Annotated in this window: 13 protein-coding genes, 1 rRNA gene, 1 pseudogene and 1 riboswitch; of the genes and pseudogenes, 2 read left to right on the top strand and 13 right to left on the bottom strand. The window is 72.5% G+C overall.

Going from position 1 to position 18,634, the window contains the following annotated elements:
- Window positions 1–64 precede the first annotated feature (64 nt).
- Entirely contained in the window at window positions 65–2,965 is a 2,901-nt protein-coding gene (gene gcvP, locus AB0N04_RS20610; RefSeq protein WP_363364991.1) for an aminomethyl-transferring glycine dehydrogenase, read from the bottom strand.
- Between the two features lie 235 nt (window positions 2,966–3,200).
- A riboswitch (glycine riboswitch) is annotated at window positions 3,201–3,304 on the bottom strand.
- Window positions 3,305–3,527: 223 nt separating this feature from the next.
- On the opposite strand from gcvP, the gene AB0N04_RS20605 reads away from it, so the two are divergent.
- Together AB0N04_RS20605 and AB0N04_RS20600 are read left to right on the top strand one after the other, a co-directional pair.
- A complete protein-coding gene (locus AB0N04_RS20605; RefSeq protein WP_360220947.1) occupies window positions 3,528–4,655 on the top strand; it encodes a PRC and DUF2382 domain-containing protein in 1,128 nt (375 codons plus the stop codon).
- 234 nt (window positions 4,656–4,889) lie between these two features.
- Window positions 4,890–6,383 (top strand): MFS transporter, encoded by a 1,494-nt coding sequence (locus AB0N04_RS20600; RefSeq protein WP_360220944.1) that lies wholly within the window; start codon window positions 4,890–4,892, stop codon window positions 6,381–6,383.
- Between the two features lie 148 nt (window positions 6,384–6,531).
- On the opposite strand, the gene AB0N04_RS20595 is transcribed toward AB0N04_RS20600, so the two are convergent.
- The 12 genes and pseudogenes from AB0N04_RS20595 to rrf form a co-directional block, all read right to left on the bottom strand.
- The gene (locus AB0N04_RS20595) at window positions 6,532–7,929 is read right to left on the bottom strand and encodes a DNA polymerase IV (RefSeq protein ID WP_360220941.1); all 1,398 of its coding nucleotides are present in this window, start codon (window positions 7,927–7,929) and stop codon (window positions 6,532–6,534) included.
- Between the two features lie 94 nt (window positions 7,930–8,023).
- Window positions 8,024–8,683 carry an ElyC/SanA/YdcF family protein gene (locus AB0N04_RS20590; protein ID WP_360221006.1) on the bottom strand — a complete coding sequence of 220 codons (660 nt, stop codon included), beginning with the start codon at window positions 8,681–8,683 and terminating at the stop codon, window positions 8,024–8,026.
- A gap of 155 nt (window positions 8,684–8,838) precedes the next feature.
- Complete coding sequence (locus AB0N04_RS20585; protein ID WP_360223050.1) at window positions 8,839–9,483, bottom strand: MerR family transcriptional regulator; 645 nt, start codon at window positions 9,481–9,483, stop codon at window positions 8,839–8,841.
- Between the two features lie 237 nt (window positions 9,484–9,720).
- Window positions 9,721–10,197 (bottom strand): bifunctional nuclease family protein, encoded by a 477-nt coding sequence (locus AB0N04_RS20580; RefSeq protein ID WP_030303568.1) that lies wholly within the window; start codon window positions 10,195–10,197, stop codon window positions 9,721–9,723.
- 99 nt (window positions 10,198–10,296) lie between these two features.
- The gene (locus tag AB0N04_RS20575; protein ID WP_360223052.1) at window positions 10,297–11,019 is read right to left on the bottom strand and encodes a MerR family transcriptional regulator; all 723 of its coding nucleotides are present in this window, start codon (window positions 11,017–11,019) and stop codon (window positions 10,297–10,299) included.
- Between the two features lie 152 nt (window positions 11,020–11,171).
- Window positions 11,172–11,714 (bottom strand): FHA domain-containing protein, encoded by a 543-nt coding sequence (locus AB0N04_RS20570; RefSeq protein ID WP_360223047.1) that lies wholly within the window; start codon window positions 11,712–11,714, stop codon window positions 11,172–11,174.
- Window positions 11,715–12,279: 565 nt separating this feature from the next.
- Window positions 12,280–12,999 (bottom strand): annotated as a pseudogene (locus AB0N04_RS20565) (DUF881 domain-containing protein); the annotation flags it as partial.
- A 604-nt stretch (window positions 13,000–13,603) separates the two neighbouring features.
- The gene (locus tag AB0N04_RS20560; RefSeq protein ID WP_030062488.1) at window positions 13,604–13,936 is read right to left on the bottom strand and encodes a small basic family protein; all 333 of its coding nucleotides are present in this window, start codon (window positions 13,934–13,936) and stop codon (window positions 13,604–13,606) included.
- Complete coding sequence (locus AB0N04_RS20555) at window positions 13,933–15,042, bottom strand: DUF881 domain-containing protein (protein WP_360223044.1); 1,110 nt, start codon at window positions 15,040–15,042, stop codon at window positions 13,933–13,935. Before AB0N04_RS20555 ends, AB0N04_RS20560 begins: the two co-directional genes overlap by 4 nt.
- A 170-nt stretch (window positions 15,043–15,212) precedes the next feature.
- Window positions 15,213–17,708: a mannose-1-phosphate guanyltransferase gene (locus tag AB0N04_RS20550; protein ID WP_360223041.1), complete on the bottom strand. Its 2,496-nt coding sequence runs from the start codon at window positions 17,706–17,708 to the stop codon at window positions 15,213–15,215.
- A gap of 124 nt (window positions 17,709–17,832) precedes the next feature.
- The gene (locus tag AB0N04_RS20545; protein ID WP_360223038.1) at window positions 17,833–18,453 is read right to left on the bottom strand and encodes a CDP-alcohol phosphatidyltransferase family protein; all 621 of its coding nucleotides are present in this window, start codon (window positions 18,451–18,453) and stop codon (window positions 17,833–17,835) included.
- 98 nt (window positions 18,454–18,551) lie between these two features.
- A 5S ribosomal RNA gene (rrf, locus tag AB0N04_RS20540) occupies window positions 18,552–18,634 on the bottom strand; the annotation flags it as partial.

Raw genomic sequence — 18,634 nt, 5'->3', positions numbered from 1 at the left:
GGCCCCGGCGGATCGCTCCGCCGGGGCCCTGCCGTGCGCGTCACCGCGCGGGGTCCGGACGCGGTCAGACGCCGTACTCGTCCAGCGGCGGGCAGGAGCAGACCAGGTTGCGGTCGCCGTACGCGCCGTCGATCCGGCTGACCGGCGGCCAGTACTTGTCCGCCGGGTTCACGCCGGCCGGGAAGACCGCCTCGTGCCGCGAGTAGCCGTGCGCCCAGTCACCGGCCAGGGCGGCGGCGGTGTGCGGGGCGTTGCGCAGCGGGTTGTCCTCGGCGGCCCACTCGCCCGAGCCGACCTTGTCGATCTCGGCCCGGATCTCGATCATCGCGTCGCAGAACCGGTCGATCTCGTGCAGGTCCTCGGACTCGGTCGGCTCGATCATCAGCGTGCCGGCCACCGGGAACGACATCGTCGGCGCGTGGAAGCCGTAGTCGATCAGGCGCTTGGCGATGTCGTCCACCGTCACGCCCGTCTCCTTGGTCAGCGGGCGCAGGTCGATGATGCACTCGTGCGCGACCAGCCCGCCGGGGCCGGTGTAGAGCACCGGGAAGTGCGGGGCCAGCCGCTTGGCGATGTAGTTGGCGTTCAGCACCGCGACCTGGGTCGCGCGCTTGAGGCCCTCGCCGCCCATCAGCCGGACGTACGCCCAGGAGATCGGGAGGATGGCCGCCGAGCCCCACGGCGCCGCCGAGATCGGGCCGACGCCGGTGGCCGGGCCGGCCTCCTCCTGGAGCGGGTGGTTCGGCAGGTACGGCGCCAGGTGGGCGCGCACCGCGACGGGGCCGACGCCCGGGCCGCCACCGCCGTGCGGGATGCAGAAGGTCTTGTGCAGGTTCAGGTGCGAGACGTCCGCGCCGAACTTGCCCGGCTTGGCGAGGCCGACCAGCGCGTTCAGGTTGGCACCGTCCACGTACACCTGGCCGCCGGCCTCGTGCACCAGGGCGCAGATGGTGGTGATCTCGGTCTCGTACACGCCGTGGGTGGACGGGTAGGTGACCATCAGCACGGCGAGGCTGTCGCGGTGCTGCTCGATCTTGGCCTTCAGATCGTCGACGTCCACGTCGCCGTCGACCAGGGTCTTCACCACGACCACGCGCATGCCGGCCATCACGGCCGAGGCCGCGTTGGTGCCGTGCGCGGAGGAGGGGATCAGGCAGACGTCGCGCTGGGTGTCGCCGTTGGCCTGGTGGTAGGCGCGGACGGCCAGCAGGCCGGCCAGCTCGCCCTGCGAGCCCGCGTTCGGCTGGATCGAGACGGCGTCGTAGCCGGTCACCTCGACCAGCTGCTGCTCCAGCTGGCGGATCAGGGTGAGGTAGCCCTGGGCCTGCTCGATCGGCGCGAAGGGGTGCAGCTGGCCGAACTCCGGCCAGGTCACCGCCTCCATCTCGGTGGTCGCGTTGAGCTTCATGGTGCAGGAGCCCAGCGGGATCATGCCGCGGTCCAGCGCGTAGTCCCGGTCCGACAGGCGGCGCAGGTAGCGCAGCATGGCGGTCTCCGAGCGGTGGCTGTGGAAGACCGGGTGGGTCAGGTACTCGTCCTCGCGCAGCAGCGCGGCCGGCAGCGCGTCGGCGGCCTCCGCGACCTCGACCGCGGGGACGCCGAAGGCGGCCCAGACACCGGCCAGGTGCTCGCGGGTGGTGGTCTCGTCGGTGGAGACCGAGATCCGGTCCGCACCGTCCTGGTACACGTTGACGCCGTTGGCGCGGGCGGCCGCGGCGATCTCGGCGGCCCGGCCCGGGACGACGGCGGTGACGGTGTCGAAGAACTCGCCGTGCAGCAGCTCGACGCCGCCGGCGCGCAGGCCCTCGGCGAGGGCGGCGGCGTAGCGGTGGGTGCGGCGGGCGATGTCGGCCAGGCCGTCCGGACCGTGGTACACGGCGTACATGGAGGCCATCACGGCGAGCAGCACCTGGGCGGTGCAGATGTTGCTGGTGGCCTTCTCACGGCGGATGTGCTGCTCGCGGGTCTGCAGCGCCAGGCGGTAGGCGCGGTTGCCGTCGGAGTCGACCGAGACGCCCACCAGGCGGCCGGGCAGCGAGCGGGCGTACTCCGCGCGCACAGACAGGTAGCCGGCGTGCGGACCGCCGAAGCCCATCGGCACGCCGAAGCGCTGCGAGGTGCCGCAGGCGATGTCGGCGCCGAGCGAACCCGGGGACTTGAGCAGGGTGAGCGCCAGCAGGTCGGCGGCGACGGCGACGATCGCGCCCAGGCCGTGCGCCTGCTCGACGAGCGGGGTGAGGTCGCGGACCACGCCGGTGGCGCCCGGGTACTGGAGCAGGACGCCGAAGACGCCGCGCTCGACGATCTCGGCCGGGATGCCGGCGGACAGGTCGGCGACGACGACCTCGACACCGGTCGGCTCCGCGCGGGTCTGGATCACCGCGACGGTCTGCGGCAGGGTCTCGGCGTCGACCAGGAAGACGCCGCCCTTGACCTTGGTGACGCGGCGGGCCAGCGCCATCGCCTCGGCGGCCGCGGTGCCCTCGTCGAGCAGCGAGGAGCCGGAGGTCGGCAGGCCGGTCAGGTCGGAGACCAGGGTCTGGAAGTTGAGCAGCGCCTCCAGGCGGCCCTGGGAGATCTCCGGCTGGTACGGCGTGTAGGCGGTGTACCAGGCCGGGTTCTCCATGACGTTGCGCAGGATCACCGGCGGGGTGAAGGTGCCGTAGTAGCCCAGGCCGATCATCGGCTGGAGCACCTGGTTGCGGCCGGCCAGCTCGCGCAGCTCGGCGAGGACCTGCGCCTCGCTGCGGCCCGCGGGCAGGTCCAGCGCGGTGATGGAGCGGATCGCCTCGGGAACGGCGGTGTCGGCGAGCTCGGCGAGCGAGCCGTAGCCGATGGACGCCAGCATCTTCTCCTGCGCGGAGGCGTCGGGGCCGATGTGGCGGTTCTCGAAGGGGCTGGCCAGCTCAAGCTCGGTGAGGGTCGAGGCGCCGGTGGGGCGTCCCGCGTTCGGCTGGGCGTTCATGTGGTCGAGGCCTCCTGGTCACGGACCGGCGGGGGTACGCACGCCGGCGGGCCTACCCCGCTGCGGGCAGCGGAGCGACTTGGGCGGACGAACCCGACAGGCCTCCCCCTCTGTCATCGGGACCTGAGAGCTTCGCCCGCACGACACGCGGTGGCGCGCCGTCGGCTTGCACCGTCGGTGAGGGTGGTGTCGCCGGCTCACGTGCCGACGCTCCTGCCCTGCTTTCCAGAGTGACCTATCCCGCACGGTACGGATGCCTGAGAGATTCCGGGGAGGAGTTGCTCCTTCGGCGCCCCGACCAGCGGATTCCGCCGGCGGGGACTCTCCCGAGCGGGCTCGGCGGTCGCCGCCCAGGGTACCAGCGGGAGGCCGTCCGATCACGGGTGCGTCAGGTCACCCGGGGTCTACGCGCGTACCCCGGACGGCCCAACGCGCAGCCCGTCCGGCGGCGCACCGGTCGCGCCCGCCCGGTTCATGGCTTTTGGTGTGAAGTGGCGGACGGGACGGGTGCTCCGACGCCGTCCTGCGGGAGTTCCGCAGGTGCAGCGCACTGGAGGAAAGAGTGCAAACCGACATCGACCCCCGGGACCTCATCGGCCACAAGGCGGTCGACCGCAACGGGGACAAGATCGGCACGGTCGACGAGGTCTACCTGGATGACGCGACCGGCCAGCCGGAGTGGGCGGCCGTCCGGACCGGCATCTTCGGCCGGGACGCCTTCGTCCCGCTGACCACGAGCGAGTTCTCCGGCGAGGAGCTCCGGGTCCCGTACGACAAGTCGCTGGTCAAGGACTCGCCGGACTTCGGCGTCGGCCAGCACCTCTCGCCCGCCCAGGAGCTCCAGCTCTACCGCTACTACGGCCTCGACACCCCCGTCGAGGGCGGGTCGGCCAACGGGTCGGGCGACCGGCCCGCGCAGCCCGACCTCGACTTCGGCTCCACCCCGGCGGCCGAGCCCGCGAAGGCCGCCGCCCTCCTCTCCCCCGCCCCCACTCCCTCCCCGACCACCGCCACGAGCACCAGCACCGCCCCGGAGGCCAGCGTGCGCACTCTCAGCACCCTCGCTCCCGTCGCCGCCGCCGCGGCGGCGGTACCCGTCGTCGAGCCGAAGCCGCAGGTCGTCCCGCCCGCGACCACCCCGGCCCCCGGGGCGGACACCCCGTCGTCCTCCTCCCCCAGCGGCCCGCTGGAGATCACCTGCCGCGAGGAGCGCCTGGACATCACCACCGAGTGGCACGTCCTGGGCACCGCGAAGCTGCGCAAGTACGTGACCAGCGAGCCGGTCGAGCGCCGCGTCCCGGTGGTGCGCGAGCGGGTCCGGGTGGAGCGGATGCCGGTGAGCGAGGCCGAGCGCGCCTCGCTGACCGAGAAGGACATCGCCGAGGCGGTGGAGGAGGTCACCCTGCGCGAGGAGCGCCCGGTGGTCCGCAAGTACCTCGCCCCGATCGAGCGGGTCCGCCTGGTGGTCGAGCGGTACACCGCCGAGGAGGTGGTCACGGACGAGCTGCGGCGCGAGCACGTCGAGGTCCACGACGAGACCTCGGCTCCCGGCGCCCCCGGGTCCTCCTCCCAGAGCCCGGGCCACACCCCGGACCACACCCCGGGCCAGAGCCCGGACCACGCTCCGACCCCCGGCTCCGCCCCGGCTGCCGACAACGGCCGCCCCGCGGCCCTGCGCCCGCTGTCCTGACGCCGCCCCGACGCCGCCCCGACGGGCTCCACCAGCCCTCCTGACCCGCTCCACCAGGCCCCCGGACCCTCGGTCCGGGGGCCTCGCGCTGCGCCCGGACGGCACCGCTCGGCCCGCCGCCGGCACCGGGATCCTTCGACTTTGCCAAAGCTTCACCGATCGATATTTGACACTCTGAAGTATCTCCCGGCATGGTTACTTCAGTTCATTCACTATGTACGGGAGGAAGCAACCGTGAGTGAGGCACCCCAGCCCACCATCGCGGCCGAGAAGCAGAGCAGCGCCCGGGTCCTGCCGGCCCTCATCCTGGCGATGCTGTCGTTCAGCGTGGTGCAGACCGCGGTCGTCCCGATCCTGCCCTCGCTGGCCAAGGAACTGAACGTCTCCGCGTCCAGCATCACCTGGCTGATGACCGCCAACCTGCTCTCCGCCGCCGTGCTGACTCCCCTGCTGGGCCGCTTCGGCGACCTCCGGGGCCGCAAGCCGATGCTGCTCATCTCGCTGGCGGGTCTGGTCGCCGGTTCGGCGCTGGCGGTCAGCACCCACTCGTTCACCTGGCTGGTCGTCGCCCGTGTCCTGCAGGGCGCCGGCGGTGGCGTGCTCCCGCTGGCGATCAGCATCGTCCGCGACGAGCTGCCCAAGCAGAAGGTGACCGGCGGCGTCGCCGCCATCAGCGCCTCGATGGGCGTCGGCTCCGGCCTCGGCCTGGTGGCCACCGGTCTCCTGCTGGAGCACTGGAGCTACAAGTCGATCTTCTGGATGGGTCTGGCCTTCGGCCTGCTCGCCGTCCTGCTGGTCGCCCTGCGCGTCCCGTCCGACCCGGTCACCGACAAGGACGGCGGCGCCGACCCGCTCGGCGCCCTCACCCTGGCCGGCTGGCTCTCCGCGCTGCTGGTCGCGGTCAGCCAGGGCAACCACTGGGGCTGGACCTCCACCAAGACCCTCGGCCTGTTCGCCGTGGCCGCCGTCGTCGCCCTGATCTGGGGCGTCATCGAGACCAAGGTCGCCCACCCGCTGGTCGACATGCGGATGATGTCCCGCCCGGCCGTCGCCTTCACCAACCTGGCCGGCCTGCTGATCGGCTTCGGCATGTACGGCTCGTTCATGGTGATCAGCAACTTCGCCCAGACCCCGGAGAAGCTCACCCACTACGGCTTCACCGCGACCGTCCTGCACGCCGGCGTGATGCTGCTGCCGTCCGCCATCGGCTCGATGGTGGCCGCCCCGCTCGGCGCGATGCTGATCGCCCGCCGCGGCCCGCGCCTGCCGCTGGTCCTCGGTGGCGTCCTCGGTGGTGTCGCGATGGCCTACCTGGCCCTGCGGCACAGCAGCGAGGGTGACATCTACACCGCCTCGGCGATCTTCGGTCTGGGCATCGGCCTGGCCTTCTCCGCGATGCCGGCCTACATCAACGGCGCCGTCCCGGTGGAGCAGAGCGGCATCGCCAACGGCATGAACGCCGTGCTGCGCACCGTCGGCGGTGCGATCGGCACCGCCGTGATGGCCGCCATCCTGACCGGCGACACCATGAAGCTGCCCCCGCAGATCCCGCTGACGCTGCCCACCCTGGACGCCTACAAGCACGCGTTCTGGGCCGCGGCCGTGGTCTGCGCCGTCGCCGGCGCCGTCCCCTTCCTGATCCGCACCGTCAAGCCGGCCACCACCGTCGCCCAGGGCGGCGCGGCCGACCAGAACGCCGGCCCCGAGCTGGTGAAGACCGACGCCTGACGAGGCGTCCGACCCCCGCGCCCCGGGACAGGGCGCGGGGGCCCGGCCCCCGGCCGGTCGTGAGGGCATCACGACCGCACCGGGGTCCGGCACGGTAATGCGGCCCCACCCGGTACTCCCCCTGGACCGGGTGGGGCCGCTTCGCGTCTCACCGCCCGGCCGGGCCCGGCTCCCCCGCCGCCTCCTCGCCGCCCCCGCGCAACGGCAGCGGCCGGGCCGGCTCCAGCGCCGGATCGTCCACCGCGAAGGTCCGGATCCGCCCCGGCCCGCTCCACGGCGTCTCGAACCGCACGGTGACCCGCCCGACGCCGCTGCCCTGCACCCATCCGGGCCCCAGCTCCGCGTGCCGGACGTCCTGCCCGGGCAGCCAGCGCCGCAGGACGGCCGTCGCCGGCTCCTCCTCGGCCTCCCCCTCCGCCGCCTCCGGGTGCTCCGCGGCCTCCTCCCGGAGGGCCTGCGCGAAGAGGTCCTCCTGGGTGTAGTCGGCCAGTTGGGCGACGCCCACGCCGAGCAGCCGGATCCCGCCCGTGATGTCCACCTGGGCCGCCAGCCGGCGCGCCGTCTCGGTGATCACCGCCTCGTCGTCCGTGGGCCCGCGCAGCGTCTCCGACCGGGTCAGCGTCGAGAAGTCGAACCGCCGGACCTTCAGCACCACCGTCCGCCCGGAGCGCCCGGCCGCGCGCAGCCGCCGGACGCACCGGGCGGCCAGCACCTCCACCTCGCGCAGCACCCGGTCCCGGTCGGCGAGGTCCACCTCGAAGGTGTCCTCCACGGAGACGGACTTGGCGTCCTGGTCGGCCACCACCGGGCGCTCGTCCAGCCCTATGGACATCTGGAACACCCCCGCGCCGTGCGAGCGCCCGAGCAGCTGGACGAGCTCGCTCTCGCCGGCCTCGGCCAGGTCGGCCACCGTGCTCAGCCCGGCCCGCCGCAGCACCTGCTCGGTGGCCGGCCCGATCCCCGGCAGCGCCCGGACGGGCATCGGGCCGAGGACGGCGCGCTCCTGCCCGGGCTCGACCAGCACCAGCCCGTCCGGCTTGGCCTGCTCGGAGGCGATCTTCGCCATCAGCTTGGACCCGGCCGCCCCCACCGAGGCGGTCAGCCCGGTGCGCTCGAGGATGTCGGCCCGCAGGTCCTCCGCCAGGGCGAGCACCAGCCGCTCCCCCGTCCCGTGGTCGGCCTCGGCCAGCACCGGACCGTACGGGCCGGCCTCCAGGTCGACGAACGCCTCGTCCAGGCTGAGCGGCTGCACCAGCGGCGACAGCTCCCGCAGCAGGCCCATCACGATCTCGCTGACCTGCCGGTAGGCCTCGAACCGCCCGGCCAGGAAGGCCGCGTTGGGGCAGAGCCGGCGCGCCTGCGCCATCGGCATGGCCGAGTGGACCCCGAACCTGCGCGCCTCGTAGGAGGCCGTGGAGACCACCCCGCGCCCGCCGAGCCCGCCGACGATCACCGGCTTCCCGCGCAGGCTCGGCTTGGCCGCCTGCTCCACCGCCGCGAAGAAGGCGTCCATGTCGAGGTGGATGATGCTCGGCAGTGATCGCACCCGCCGATCATCGCCCACGGGTCCGACAGTGCGTACGAACCCGGCCGACGCCCCCGCCGCCGGGCCCGCCGGGCTCCGGGCCCGGCGGAGCGGCCTACCGCCGGGCGGCGTCCGCCAGGGCCCTCGGGATGCCCTCCTCACGGGGCCCGAGGAAGACCGGGTCCGGCCGCAGCCAGGCGTTGACCACCGCCTTGCCGGCCCCCGGGACCTCCCGCAGCCCGCCGTACAGCCAGGTGACGTCGTGCGGCTCCGGCACCGCGACGGCGTGCGCGTCGATGCCCGCGGCCGCGCAGAGCGCCAGCGCCCGGCGGACGTGGAAGTCCTGGCTGACCAGCACCGCCCGGTCCACCCCGAACACCCGCCGCGCGCGGGTGCAGGAGTCCCAGGTGTCGAAGCCCGCGTAGTCGCCCACCACCCGCACCTCGGGCACGCCGTGCTCGATCAGGTACCGCCGCATCGCGTCCGGCTCGTCGTAGCTGTCCCGCCCGTTGTCCCCGGTGACCAGGATCGCCTGCACCTTCCCGGCCCGGTACAGGTCCAGTGCCGCGACCAGCCGGTGCTCCAGGTACGGGGACGGCCTGCCGTCGTCCAGCCCGGCGCCGAAGACCACCGCGACCGGCGCCGCCGGCACGCTCTCCACCGTGCCCACCCGGTCGCCCGCCGAGACCCACAGCCAGGCGCTCGGCGCGAGCGCCAGGGAGCAGAGCACAGTCCCCAGTTGGAAGGCCCTGCGCTGCGCGGGCCGCTCCCGCAGTGCGGCCACCAGCCGCCCGCCCCGCCGTCTCAGCCGGTCCGTCACCGCGCCGCCGAACCCCACGTGCCCTCCCTCGGTCTCGTCACCGGGCGAAACGACGAGGCCGTGGGCCCGAACGGTTCCCGTTCGGGCCCACGGCCTCGTCAGATCGTCGGTCAGACCGCCCGGTTGCGGCGCTGCGCCAGCTCGTCCCCCGGGTCGTGGCCGACCACCGTCTCGCCGGTGTCGGTGCGTTCGGCGTGCAGCCGCGCGACCACCCGCTCCAGCTCCTGCCAGACCGCTCCGACCGCGATGCCGAACACCCCCTGACCGCCCTTCAGCAGGTCGACCACCTGCTGCGGCGTGGTGCACTCGTACACCGTCGCACCGTCGCACAGCAGCGTCATCCCGGCCAGGTCACCCTGCTCGGCGGCCTGCAGATGGGCGACGGCCACCCGGATGTTCTGCAACGAGACGCCCGCGTCGAGCAGCCGCTTGACGATCTTCAGCAGCAGGATGTCGCGGAAGCTGTAGAGCCGCTGGCTGGTCGCCGGGTACGCGCTGCGGACGCTGGGCTCCAGCAGTCCGGTGCGGGCCCAGTAGTCCAGTTGGCGGTACGTGATGCCGGCCGCCGCACAGGCCGTCGGGCCGCGGTAGCCGATCAGTTCGGACGTCGGGGCCAGCCGCTCGATGGCTGGCTGCCCCGGCTGCACGGCCGGGAACCTGCTCACCCGGGGCAGGTCCGTCACGGTACGAGCGGTGCGCGGCAGGTGCACGGCGCACAGGCCTCCCACGGCCGCGTCGTCGCCGGTGCTGCTCATGCCTACCTCCGTCCACTGGTGCTGCGGGCAACCCGAGACTGCGGGCATCGGTCACCCGGACAGCCACTCCTGACGGTAGGCAGTCCCCTATGACCCGTCAACGATCGCCACGCCGGGCCGGACAAACCACGTCACTCAGGAGAGTGGTTTTTCGTGCCCCTAGTGTGGGTAGATGGACGGTTTTTGGCAAAACGACCGGTGCGACGGCTACCTGATCAGTACACCGTCCCGTTCGCGCTACTGCGGGCCGCTGCCCCCGAAGTCCTCGGGCGACACCTGGTCGAGGAACTCGCGGAACTTCTCGACCTCGTCCTCCTGCTCGTCCGGGATCGCGATGCCCGCCTCGGCGAGCACCTCCTCGCTCCCGTAGATCGGCGTCCCGGTGCGCAGCGCCAGCGCTATCGCGTCGGACGGCCGCGCGCTGACCTCGACCCCGCCGGCGAAGACCAGCTCGGCGTAGAAGACGCCCTCCCGCAGGTCGGTGATCCGGACCTCGGTGAGCTGCTGGCCCAGCGCCTCCAGGACGTCCTTGAACAGGTCGTGCGTCAGCGGGCGCACCGGCGTCATGCCCTGCTGGGCGAAGGCGATCGCGGTCGCCTCGCCGGGGCCGATCCAGATCGGCAGGTACCGATCGCCCCCGACCTCCCGAAGCAGCACGATCGGCTGGTTGGAAGGCATCTCCACTCGGACACCCACGACGTCGAGCTCATTCACACAGGCAACCCTATGGCTCCGCTCCCGGATATGAAAGCGCAGGGCCGACGCCGCTGGTCAGGGCGGTGCACCCGGCCGCCTGGCCGGCGGCCCGGGCGGCTACCCGCGCGTGCGCAGACCGGCCTGCACCATCGCCGCGTGGAGCCGGACGGACAGCGTGGCGAGCTCCCTGGCGGTGGCCTCCGCGTGGGCCCTGGTCTGCGGGTTGCGGTGCCGGCGCAGCGGCGCCACCACCTGCTCCACCAGGGCGACCTCGCGGTCCGCGGCCGCCTTCATGGCCCGCAGGTGGCGCGGTTCCAGCCCGAACCGGCCGAGCTCCGCGACCAGCCGGGCGACCTGCAGCGCCTCACCGTCGTACCCGCCGTCCGGACCGGGCGCGACCAGGCCGTAGGACTCCCACTCGGCCAGCTCCCGCTCCCCGGCCTCGGCGGCCGCCAGCAGCTCGGCCCGCCCCAGCCGGACCCCGGACGCCGCGTCGGCGGCGGCGACCAGCTCGCGGTCGGCCTCCTCCAGCGGGCCGGGCCGGGTGTCGGCGGAGGGCGGCAGCGCGGGCGGGGCCTCACCGCGCTCGATCGCGTCCAGGTGCTCGCGGATCACCCGCAGCGGCAGGTAGTGGTCCCGCTGCATGCGCAGGACGTAGGCCAGCCGCTCGACGTCGGCCGGGCTGAACTTGCGGTACCCCGAGGGCGTGCGCTGCGGCTCGACCAGCCCCTCCGCCTCCAGGAAGCGGATCTTGGAGATGGTGACCTCGGGGAAGTCGTCGCGCAGGAAGGCCAGCACGGCGCCGATGCTCAGCAGCTCGTCGCCGCCGCGCCGACGCACCCCCGGCCGGTCCGGGCGGACCGGCTGCCTGGGGCCCGCGACCACCCCGCGCCCGCCACGGTCCGCCTGCGGACCGGACGACGCGGGGGTGGTCGCCCCGAGAGAAGGTGAGGGGGGATTCGTACTCACTCGGGCTCCTGCCGACGTTGGGTTCAGTACCCCCGGTTGTGGCCGGCGAAGAACACCAGCCGGTACTTCCCGATCTGCACCTCGTCGCCGTTGTTCAGCGACACCTCGTCGATCCGCTCCCGGTTGACGTAGGTGCCGTTGAGGCTGCCCACGTCGGCGACGCTGAAGCCGGCCGGCGTGCGGCGGAACTCCACGTGCCGGCGCGAGACCGTGACGTCGTCCAGGAAGATGTCGCCCTGCGGGTGACGGCCGGCCGTGGTGACGTCCGAGTCCAGCAGGAACCGGCTGCCCGAGTTCGGGCCGCGCTGCACGATCAGCAGGGCCGAGCCCGGCGGGAGCGCGTCGATGGCCGACAGCACCTCGGCCGACAGGGCCGGCGTGGCGCCGGTGCCGGTCGTGGTGTTGGGGTCGTACGACTCCAGGCCCGAGATGGAGATGGTCGACGTGGTCTCCGCCGCCCCCTCGGGGATCAGGCCGCCGCGCAGCGCCGTACCGCAGTTGGAACAGAACCGGGCCGAGGCCGGGTTCTGGTTGCCGCACCTGGGGCACGGAGTCGGGCCAGCCATGTTCACAGCCTCCTGGCGCGGCACACCCGACGGGTTGTGCCCGGCGTACGGATCCGGGGCAAACCCTCCACCAGAGGTTGAGGGTCCCGACTGGAAACCTATGCGCGGGTCGCCGGAAGGGTCAACCGACGCGCCGTAGCCGGCGGGATTCCCCGCGTACTGGGCGGCGCCGCCGTCCCGGAACAGCTGCTGCTCGGCGTACTGCGGCGCCTCGGGGGCAGGCCGCATGCCCGGCACGGCGGGCTCGTCCTCGGGCCGGCGGTGGCGCGCGGTGGGCGCCTCGACGGCGGCCGCGTCGCGGCCCTTGTTGCGACCGAACAACTTCGAGAAGAAACTCACGGGCGAATCCCCTTGCGTGTGACAGACCCGCCCGCGGGGCAGGGTGAGAACCTCGGACAGGCAGCGGGCCCGGTTGCGGTCCGGACCCGCTGGAGCGGTGCTCCGACGGAATGTGCTGCGGTTGGTGCTCCGGTGCGTACTCGTGCGAACCAGTCTCGCTCACGCGACGGCGGCGCCCCGCTCCGGGTGCCGCCCGCACGTGACGGGACGTTCGTCGGGTGCCCCGTCACTTCGAAGCCGGCTTGGCGTACTGCGGCGTCTTCAGATCCACGAGGGCGTCCACGACGACCTTCTGCTGCTGCGCGATCGTCGCCCGGGCCTGGTGGCTCTCCAGGGTGCGGACGACGCCTCCCGGGATGTTCAGCGCGGGCGTCAGGTCCTGCGGGTTCCCCACGACGGTGAACCGATAGGGCTGCGAGACCTTCTTCCCGTCGATCTGCACACCACCGCCCGAGAGGTCGGTGAAGTAGGTGTTGACCACCACGCGCACATCGTTGATCTGAATCGCCTCCGCCCCCGCCGCTCGAAGTTCCTGCAGGGTGTCCAGCAGCATATCTGCCTTCACCTGCCCTTGGGGATCATCGACCGTCAGTACGATGCCCGGACCAGTGGCTTTGACGGTACCGGCGAGCACGCCGAGTTCCGTCGTCTTCTTCCTGGTCTGCTCCTGGGCCTCCTTGGCCTGGTTGGAGCTGTTCTCCAACTTGGCCAGGGACTGCTCCAACTCCGCCTTCTCCTGCTGTAGACGCTGTTGGCGGCTGTCCAGTTCGTCGAGGATCCGGACCAGGTCCTCCTGGCGGGCCCCGCGCAGCTGGCTGTGGTGGTCGTTGGTCGACCGCACCTGGATCGCCAGGGCCAGTCCGAGGGAGAACAGCAGCAGGGCCACCACCAGCTGCCCGCGGGACAGCCTCGGCGGCCACAGCGCCGCCTTCAGGCGCCGCCGCCCGGCGCTGCGGTCCGCGGCGGGCGGCTGATCGCTCCCGGCCTCGTCCCCGGCCCCTTCTCCGGCCTCCTGCTCCTGCTCGCGCTCCGGAGCCGCCTCGACCACCGGCACGGACGCCGGCTCCCGCTCCGGCTCCACCCCGGACGCGGACGCGGCTGCCGGTTCCGGCTTCCGCTCCGCCGGCTTCCGCTCCGCCTCCGGCCGCACCACCTTGGTGAGCTGCAGGGTCGGCTCGGCCACCGCCGCGGCCCCGGGCTCGGCCCCGGGCTCGGCCCCGGGCGCAGGCGCCGCCTCGGCCCCGGTCGCCGCGGGCTCCGTCGGAGCGTCCCCGGCCGGCTCCACCGGCCCGGTCTCCTCCACGCCCTCGACGTCCTCGGCCCGGGCGTCCCCGGCCTCCCCCGCGGGGTCCGCCGGCGCGACCGCGTCCGCCGCCGCAGCGGCCTCCGGGCCCTCCCCGGCCGCCTCGGCGGGCTGCTCGGCGGCCGGCGCGGGAACCCGCTGAACGGCCTTCCCGGGCACCCCCGCCGCGTCCTTCGCCGCGGTCGCCCCGGGCGCCGCCTCCTCGGCCCGTCCGTCCACGTTCTCCTCCGCCGCCGCGCGGCCCGGCTCAGGCACGGAAGACATGGCGCCGGATCGCGGCCGCGTTGGAGAAGATGCGGATGCCGAGGACGACGACCACGCCCGTGGACAGCTGCGAGCCGACGCCCAGCTGGTCACCGAGGAACACGATCAGCGCCGCGACCACCACGTTCGAGAGGAAGGAGACGATGAACACCTTGTCGTTGAAGATCCCGTCCAGCATCGCCCGGACACCACCGAACACGGCGTCCAGCGCCGCCACCACCGCGATCGGCAGGTACGGCACGACGGCGTCCGGCACCTCGGGCTGGACGAAGAGCCCGACGACCACCCCGATCACGAGACCCAGTACGGCAATCACGGTCTAGCTGCTCCTGTCCCTGCGGACGACGACCCGGTCGGGGCCGTCGTGGACGAGTGGGCTGTCGTGGTCTTGGTGGTGGCGCCCGGGGTCCGGCGCGCGGGGCCCGAGGGCGTGCCGGTGCCGCTCGCGGACGGTGGGACGGACGCGCTCGGGCTCTCGGAGGTTCCGGCCGTGGGCGACGGCGTCGCGCTCGGCGCGGCCGACGGGCTCGCCGTGGGTGAGGGCTCGGGGGTGACGGGCTGCGCGGTCCGCAGCGAGACGCCCACGGCCGCCGGCAGCGTCAGGCTCTTCTGCGCGGAGAGGGTCGACTTGATGCCGTACTTCTCCTGGAGCAGCCGCAGGTACTGCCCGGCCATGTCGTTCTCGAAGGCGGTGAGGAGCTTCGGGCCGTCCCCGATCGCCTGGATGTTGTACGGCGGGACGAGCGGCCGGTTGTCCACCAGCACCGCCTCGCCCGCGGCCCGGATCGCCGAGAGGGCGGTCAGCCGCTGGCCGTTGATCGCCACCGCCTCCGCCCCGGATCCCCACAGACCGTTCACCACGAGCTGCAGGTCGCGGTCCCGCAGCCGGCCGCTGTTGGAGAAGCCCTGCCCGGCCCGCGGGTCGACGTTGCCCCCGCCGCCGGTCCCGGCGGCGTCCTCCAGGACCAACTTCACCCCCGGTCCCGTCACCTCGCCCAGCCCCACCGCACCGGTCAGCCCGCCGGCGTCGCCGCTCCCCGTGGCGAGCGCCTGCTGCTGCGTGCTCTCGACCTTGCGCCGCAGGTCCTGGACCTGCTGCTGCAGGTGGTCCGCCGAGCCGTTGCTGTCGTTGATCCGGTGGATCAACGCGTCCCGCTCCTTGGCCAGCGTCGGCTCCGCCTTGTGCGCGTTCACCGCACCGACCGTCACCACGGCCCCGACCAGGGCCAGCCCGGCGCCCAGCGTGAGCAGGCCGCGGGCCGTCCTGGGTATCCGGCCGTCGCGGTCGCCGCCGCGGGCCGCGGCCGCCTCGGCGTAGCCCTCGTCGAGGCTGTGGTCCATCACGTTGGTCAGCAGGGACATCGAGGCGTCCGGGCGGTTGTACCGTCCGTTCGGAGCACTCGGCGTCGGCGTCGCTGGCATGCGGACCATCGTCCCACGTCGGAGACGGGCCCCGTGCACGCCCCCTGAGCTGCAAACACGACGCAAAGTGACGGATCAGGCCGAAGGGTGTGAAACGGACAGCGGGGCGCACGGCTTCCGCCGCACGCCCCGCTGGTCAGGACCGTTCCTCGGTCAGACCGGTGTCGTCGTCACCGACCTGCCCCGTCGACCACCGCGGCCCACTCGTCCAGCAGCGCCTCGGTCGCCTCGTCGTCCGGGCCCTCCGCCCACAGGTGGGTGGTCGCCTCGGCGGGGTCCGGCAGCACCAGCGTCCAGCGCCCGTCCGCCTCGACGACGCGGACGCCGTCGGTGGTGTCCAGCCGCCGGCTGCCGGCCGCCTCCACCACCGAACGCATGACCATGCCCTTGGCCGCCCACGGCGTGGCGATGTCCCGGCGGCGGATGTGCGCCTGCGGGATCCGGGCGTCGATCTGGCTCAGCGTGAGCTGGGTGCGCGCCACCAGGCCGACCAGCCGGACGAAGGCCGCGGCCCCGTCCAGCACCCCGCTGAACTCCGGCACCACGAAACCGCCGCGCCCGTCCCCGCCGAACACGGTGCCCTCGGCGGAGGCCGCCTTCGCGAGGTCGTCCGGGGTCGTCGTGGTCCAGATGACCTGGGTGCCGTGGTACGCCGCGACCTGCTCCGCGATCCTGGTGGTCGTCACCGGCAACGCCACCTGACCGCTGCGCCGCTCGGCCGCGACCAGGTCCAGCAGCACCAGCAGGGCCCGGTCGTCGTCGATCACCCGCCCGAGCTCGTCGACGAAGGCGACGCGCTCGCCGACCGGGTCGAAGCGGACGCCGAAGGCCGCCCGGGAGGAGGCCACCAGCTCCCCGAGCCTGGCCAGCCCGGCCCGCCGCTCCTCCGCGTCCTCCGTCGGCCTGGCCTCGTCCAGCCCGCTGGAGACGGTCAGCGCCTCCACCCCGAGCCGCCCGAGGATGCTGGGCAGGACGAGGCCCGCGCTGCCGTGCGCGGTGTCGACGACCACCTTCAGCCCGGCCTCCCGGACGCCTGTGGTGTCCACGGCCCGCAGCAGGTTGCCCGCGTAGGAGTCGAAGACGCTGGACGGGAAGGTGAGGTCGCCGATCTCGCCGGGGAAGGCGCGCCGGTACTCCTGGCGCGCGTACACGCGGTCCAGCTTGCGCTGCCCGGCCTGCGAGAGGTCGGCCCCGCGCTCGTCGAAGAAGAGGATGTCCAGTGAGTCCGGCACCCCCGGTGTGGTCCGAAGGAAGATGCCGCCGGCGCTCCCGCGCGCGGTGTGCTGCCGGGCCACCGGCATCGGCACGTTCTCCAGGTCCCGGACGTCGATCGCGGAGGTCTGGAGCGCCGAGATCATCGCCCGTTTGAGCGCACGCGCACCACGCGAGTGGTCACGCGCGATGGTGACGGTCGCCCCCTTCTTCAGGGTCGTGGCGTACGCGCCGGCCAGCCGCACGGCCAGTTCCGGGGTGATCTCGACGTTCAGGATCCCGGAGACGCCCCGGAGCCCGAAGAGGTGCTCCTGGCCGCGGGACTCCCAGATCACCGAGGTGTTGACCACGGCGCCGGCCTCGATGGTCTTGAACGGGTAGACGCGGACGTTCGCCCCGATGATCGACTCCTCGCCGATCAGGCACTCGTCCCCGATGACCGCACCGTCCTCGATCCGAGCGGCCCGCATCACGTCGGTGTTCTTGCCCACCACGCAGCCGCGCAGGTTGCTCTGCGGCCCGACGTAGACGTTGTCGTGCACCACCGCCTTGTGGAGGAAGGCGCCGCGCTTGACCACCACGTTGCTGCCGAGCACGGTGTGCTCACGGATCTCCACCCCGGCCTCGACCTTGGCGTAGTCACCGATGTACAGCGGGCCCCGCAGGACGGCCTCCGGGTCCACCTCGGCGCCCTCGGCGACCCAGACCCCCGGGGAGATCTCGAAGCCGTCGATCTCGACGTCCACCTTGCCCTCCAGGACGTCCGCCTGGGCCTTGCCGTAGCTCTCGTGGGTGCCCACGTCCTCCCAGTAGCCCTCGGCGACGTACCCGTAGACCCGCTTGCCCTCCTTCAACAGCTGCGGGAAGACGTCGCTCGACCAGTCGACGGACTCACCCGCCGCCACGTAGTCGAAGACCTCGGGTTCCATCACGTAGATACCGGTGTTCACGGTGTCGGAGAAGACCTGCCCCCAGGTCGGCTTCTCCAGGAACCGCTCGACGCGTCCGTCGTCATCGGTGATCGTGATTCCGAACTCCAGGGGATTCGGCACCCTGGTGAGACAGACGGTGACCAGTGCGTCCTTACTGCGGTGAAAGTCGATCAATTCGGAGAGATTGAAGTCGGTCAGCGCGTCACCGGAGATCACCAGAAAGGAGTCGTCCTTCAGCGCGTCCTCGGCATTCTTGACACTCCCCGCAGTGCCGAGCGGCGTCTCCTCGTGGGCATAGGTCAGATGCATGCCCAGGTCCTCGCCGTCACCGAAGTAGTTCTTGACCAGTGACGCCAGGAACTGGACGGTGACGACGGTGTCGGAGAGACCGTGCCGCTTCAGCAGCCGGAGCACGTGCTCCATGATCGGCCTATTGGCCACCGGTAGCAGCGGCTTCGGCATGCTCGAGGTCATCGGGCGGAGTCGGGTGCCTTCGCCCCCTGCCATGACTACGGCTTTCATTACGGGTGCGTCCTCCTTCGCGGTGGTGGACCTGCAGGTCCATCAAACCGTTCCAGAGGGATCTCTACCCTGAAGGTATCGTCCGACGCACCGATACGACGTGGGACTTCTCTCAGCCCGTGTCTCAGACTGCGGACGCGGAGCCCGCGGTACTCGCCCGGATGATGCGCCGCGCCTGAACGGCGTAGAGAATACCGGCCCACCAGTACAACGTGGTCCCCCACCAGATGAAGGCCCAGCTGACCACCTCGGCCGGCCGCGCGATCCAGCTGTCCACGCTGCCGAGCAGCAGGAGCGGAAACGCGTACATCAGGTTGAAGGTCGCGGCCTTCCCCAGAAAACTCACCTGCAGCGGTCCGTAACCGTGCCGGTTCAGGATGGGCAGCAGCGCGGCGATAAACACCTCACGCGCCAGCAGAATCGCCGTGAGCCACCACGGCAGAATCTCACGCCAGGTCAATCCGACCAGGGTGGACAGCACATAGAGCCGGTCCGCCAGCGGATCGAGCAGCTGCCCCACCCGGCTGATCTGCCCCCACCGCCGGGCGAGCTTTCCGTCCAGGTAGTCGCTGATCCCGCTCAACGCCAGGATCAGCAGCGCCCAACCGTCGTTGTTGGGGCCGTCGAAGACCGGCCAGAGAATCAGCCAGAGAAAAAGCGGAACGCCGACCAGCCGGCCCATGCTGAGCAGGTTGGGGATGGTGAGGACGCGATCGGTCTGGACCCGCGTCTCCTGGACCTCCACCCGGGGGCCTCCTGATCCGTGTGACGACACTGCACGTTGACCTTACAACAGAGAAGCCCCCGTCCGGTTCACCCGGCGGGGGCTTCTCTCGAAGAATTGTTCGGCGGCGTCCTACTCTCCCACAGGGTCCCCCCTGCAGTACCATCGGCGCTGTGAGGCTTAGCTTCCGGGTTCGGAATGT

The organism is Kitasatospora sp. NPDC051702 (genome assembly GCF_040681575.1).
Lineage (GTDB): Bacteria > Actinomycetota > Actinomycetes > Streptomycetales > Streptomycetaceae > Kitasatospora.
This window is presented reverse-complemented; position numbering and strand designations above follow the sequence as displayed.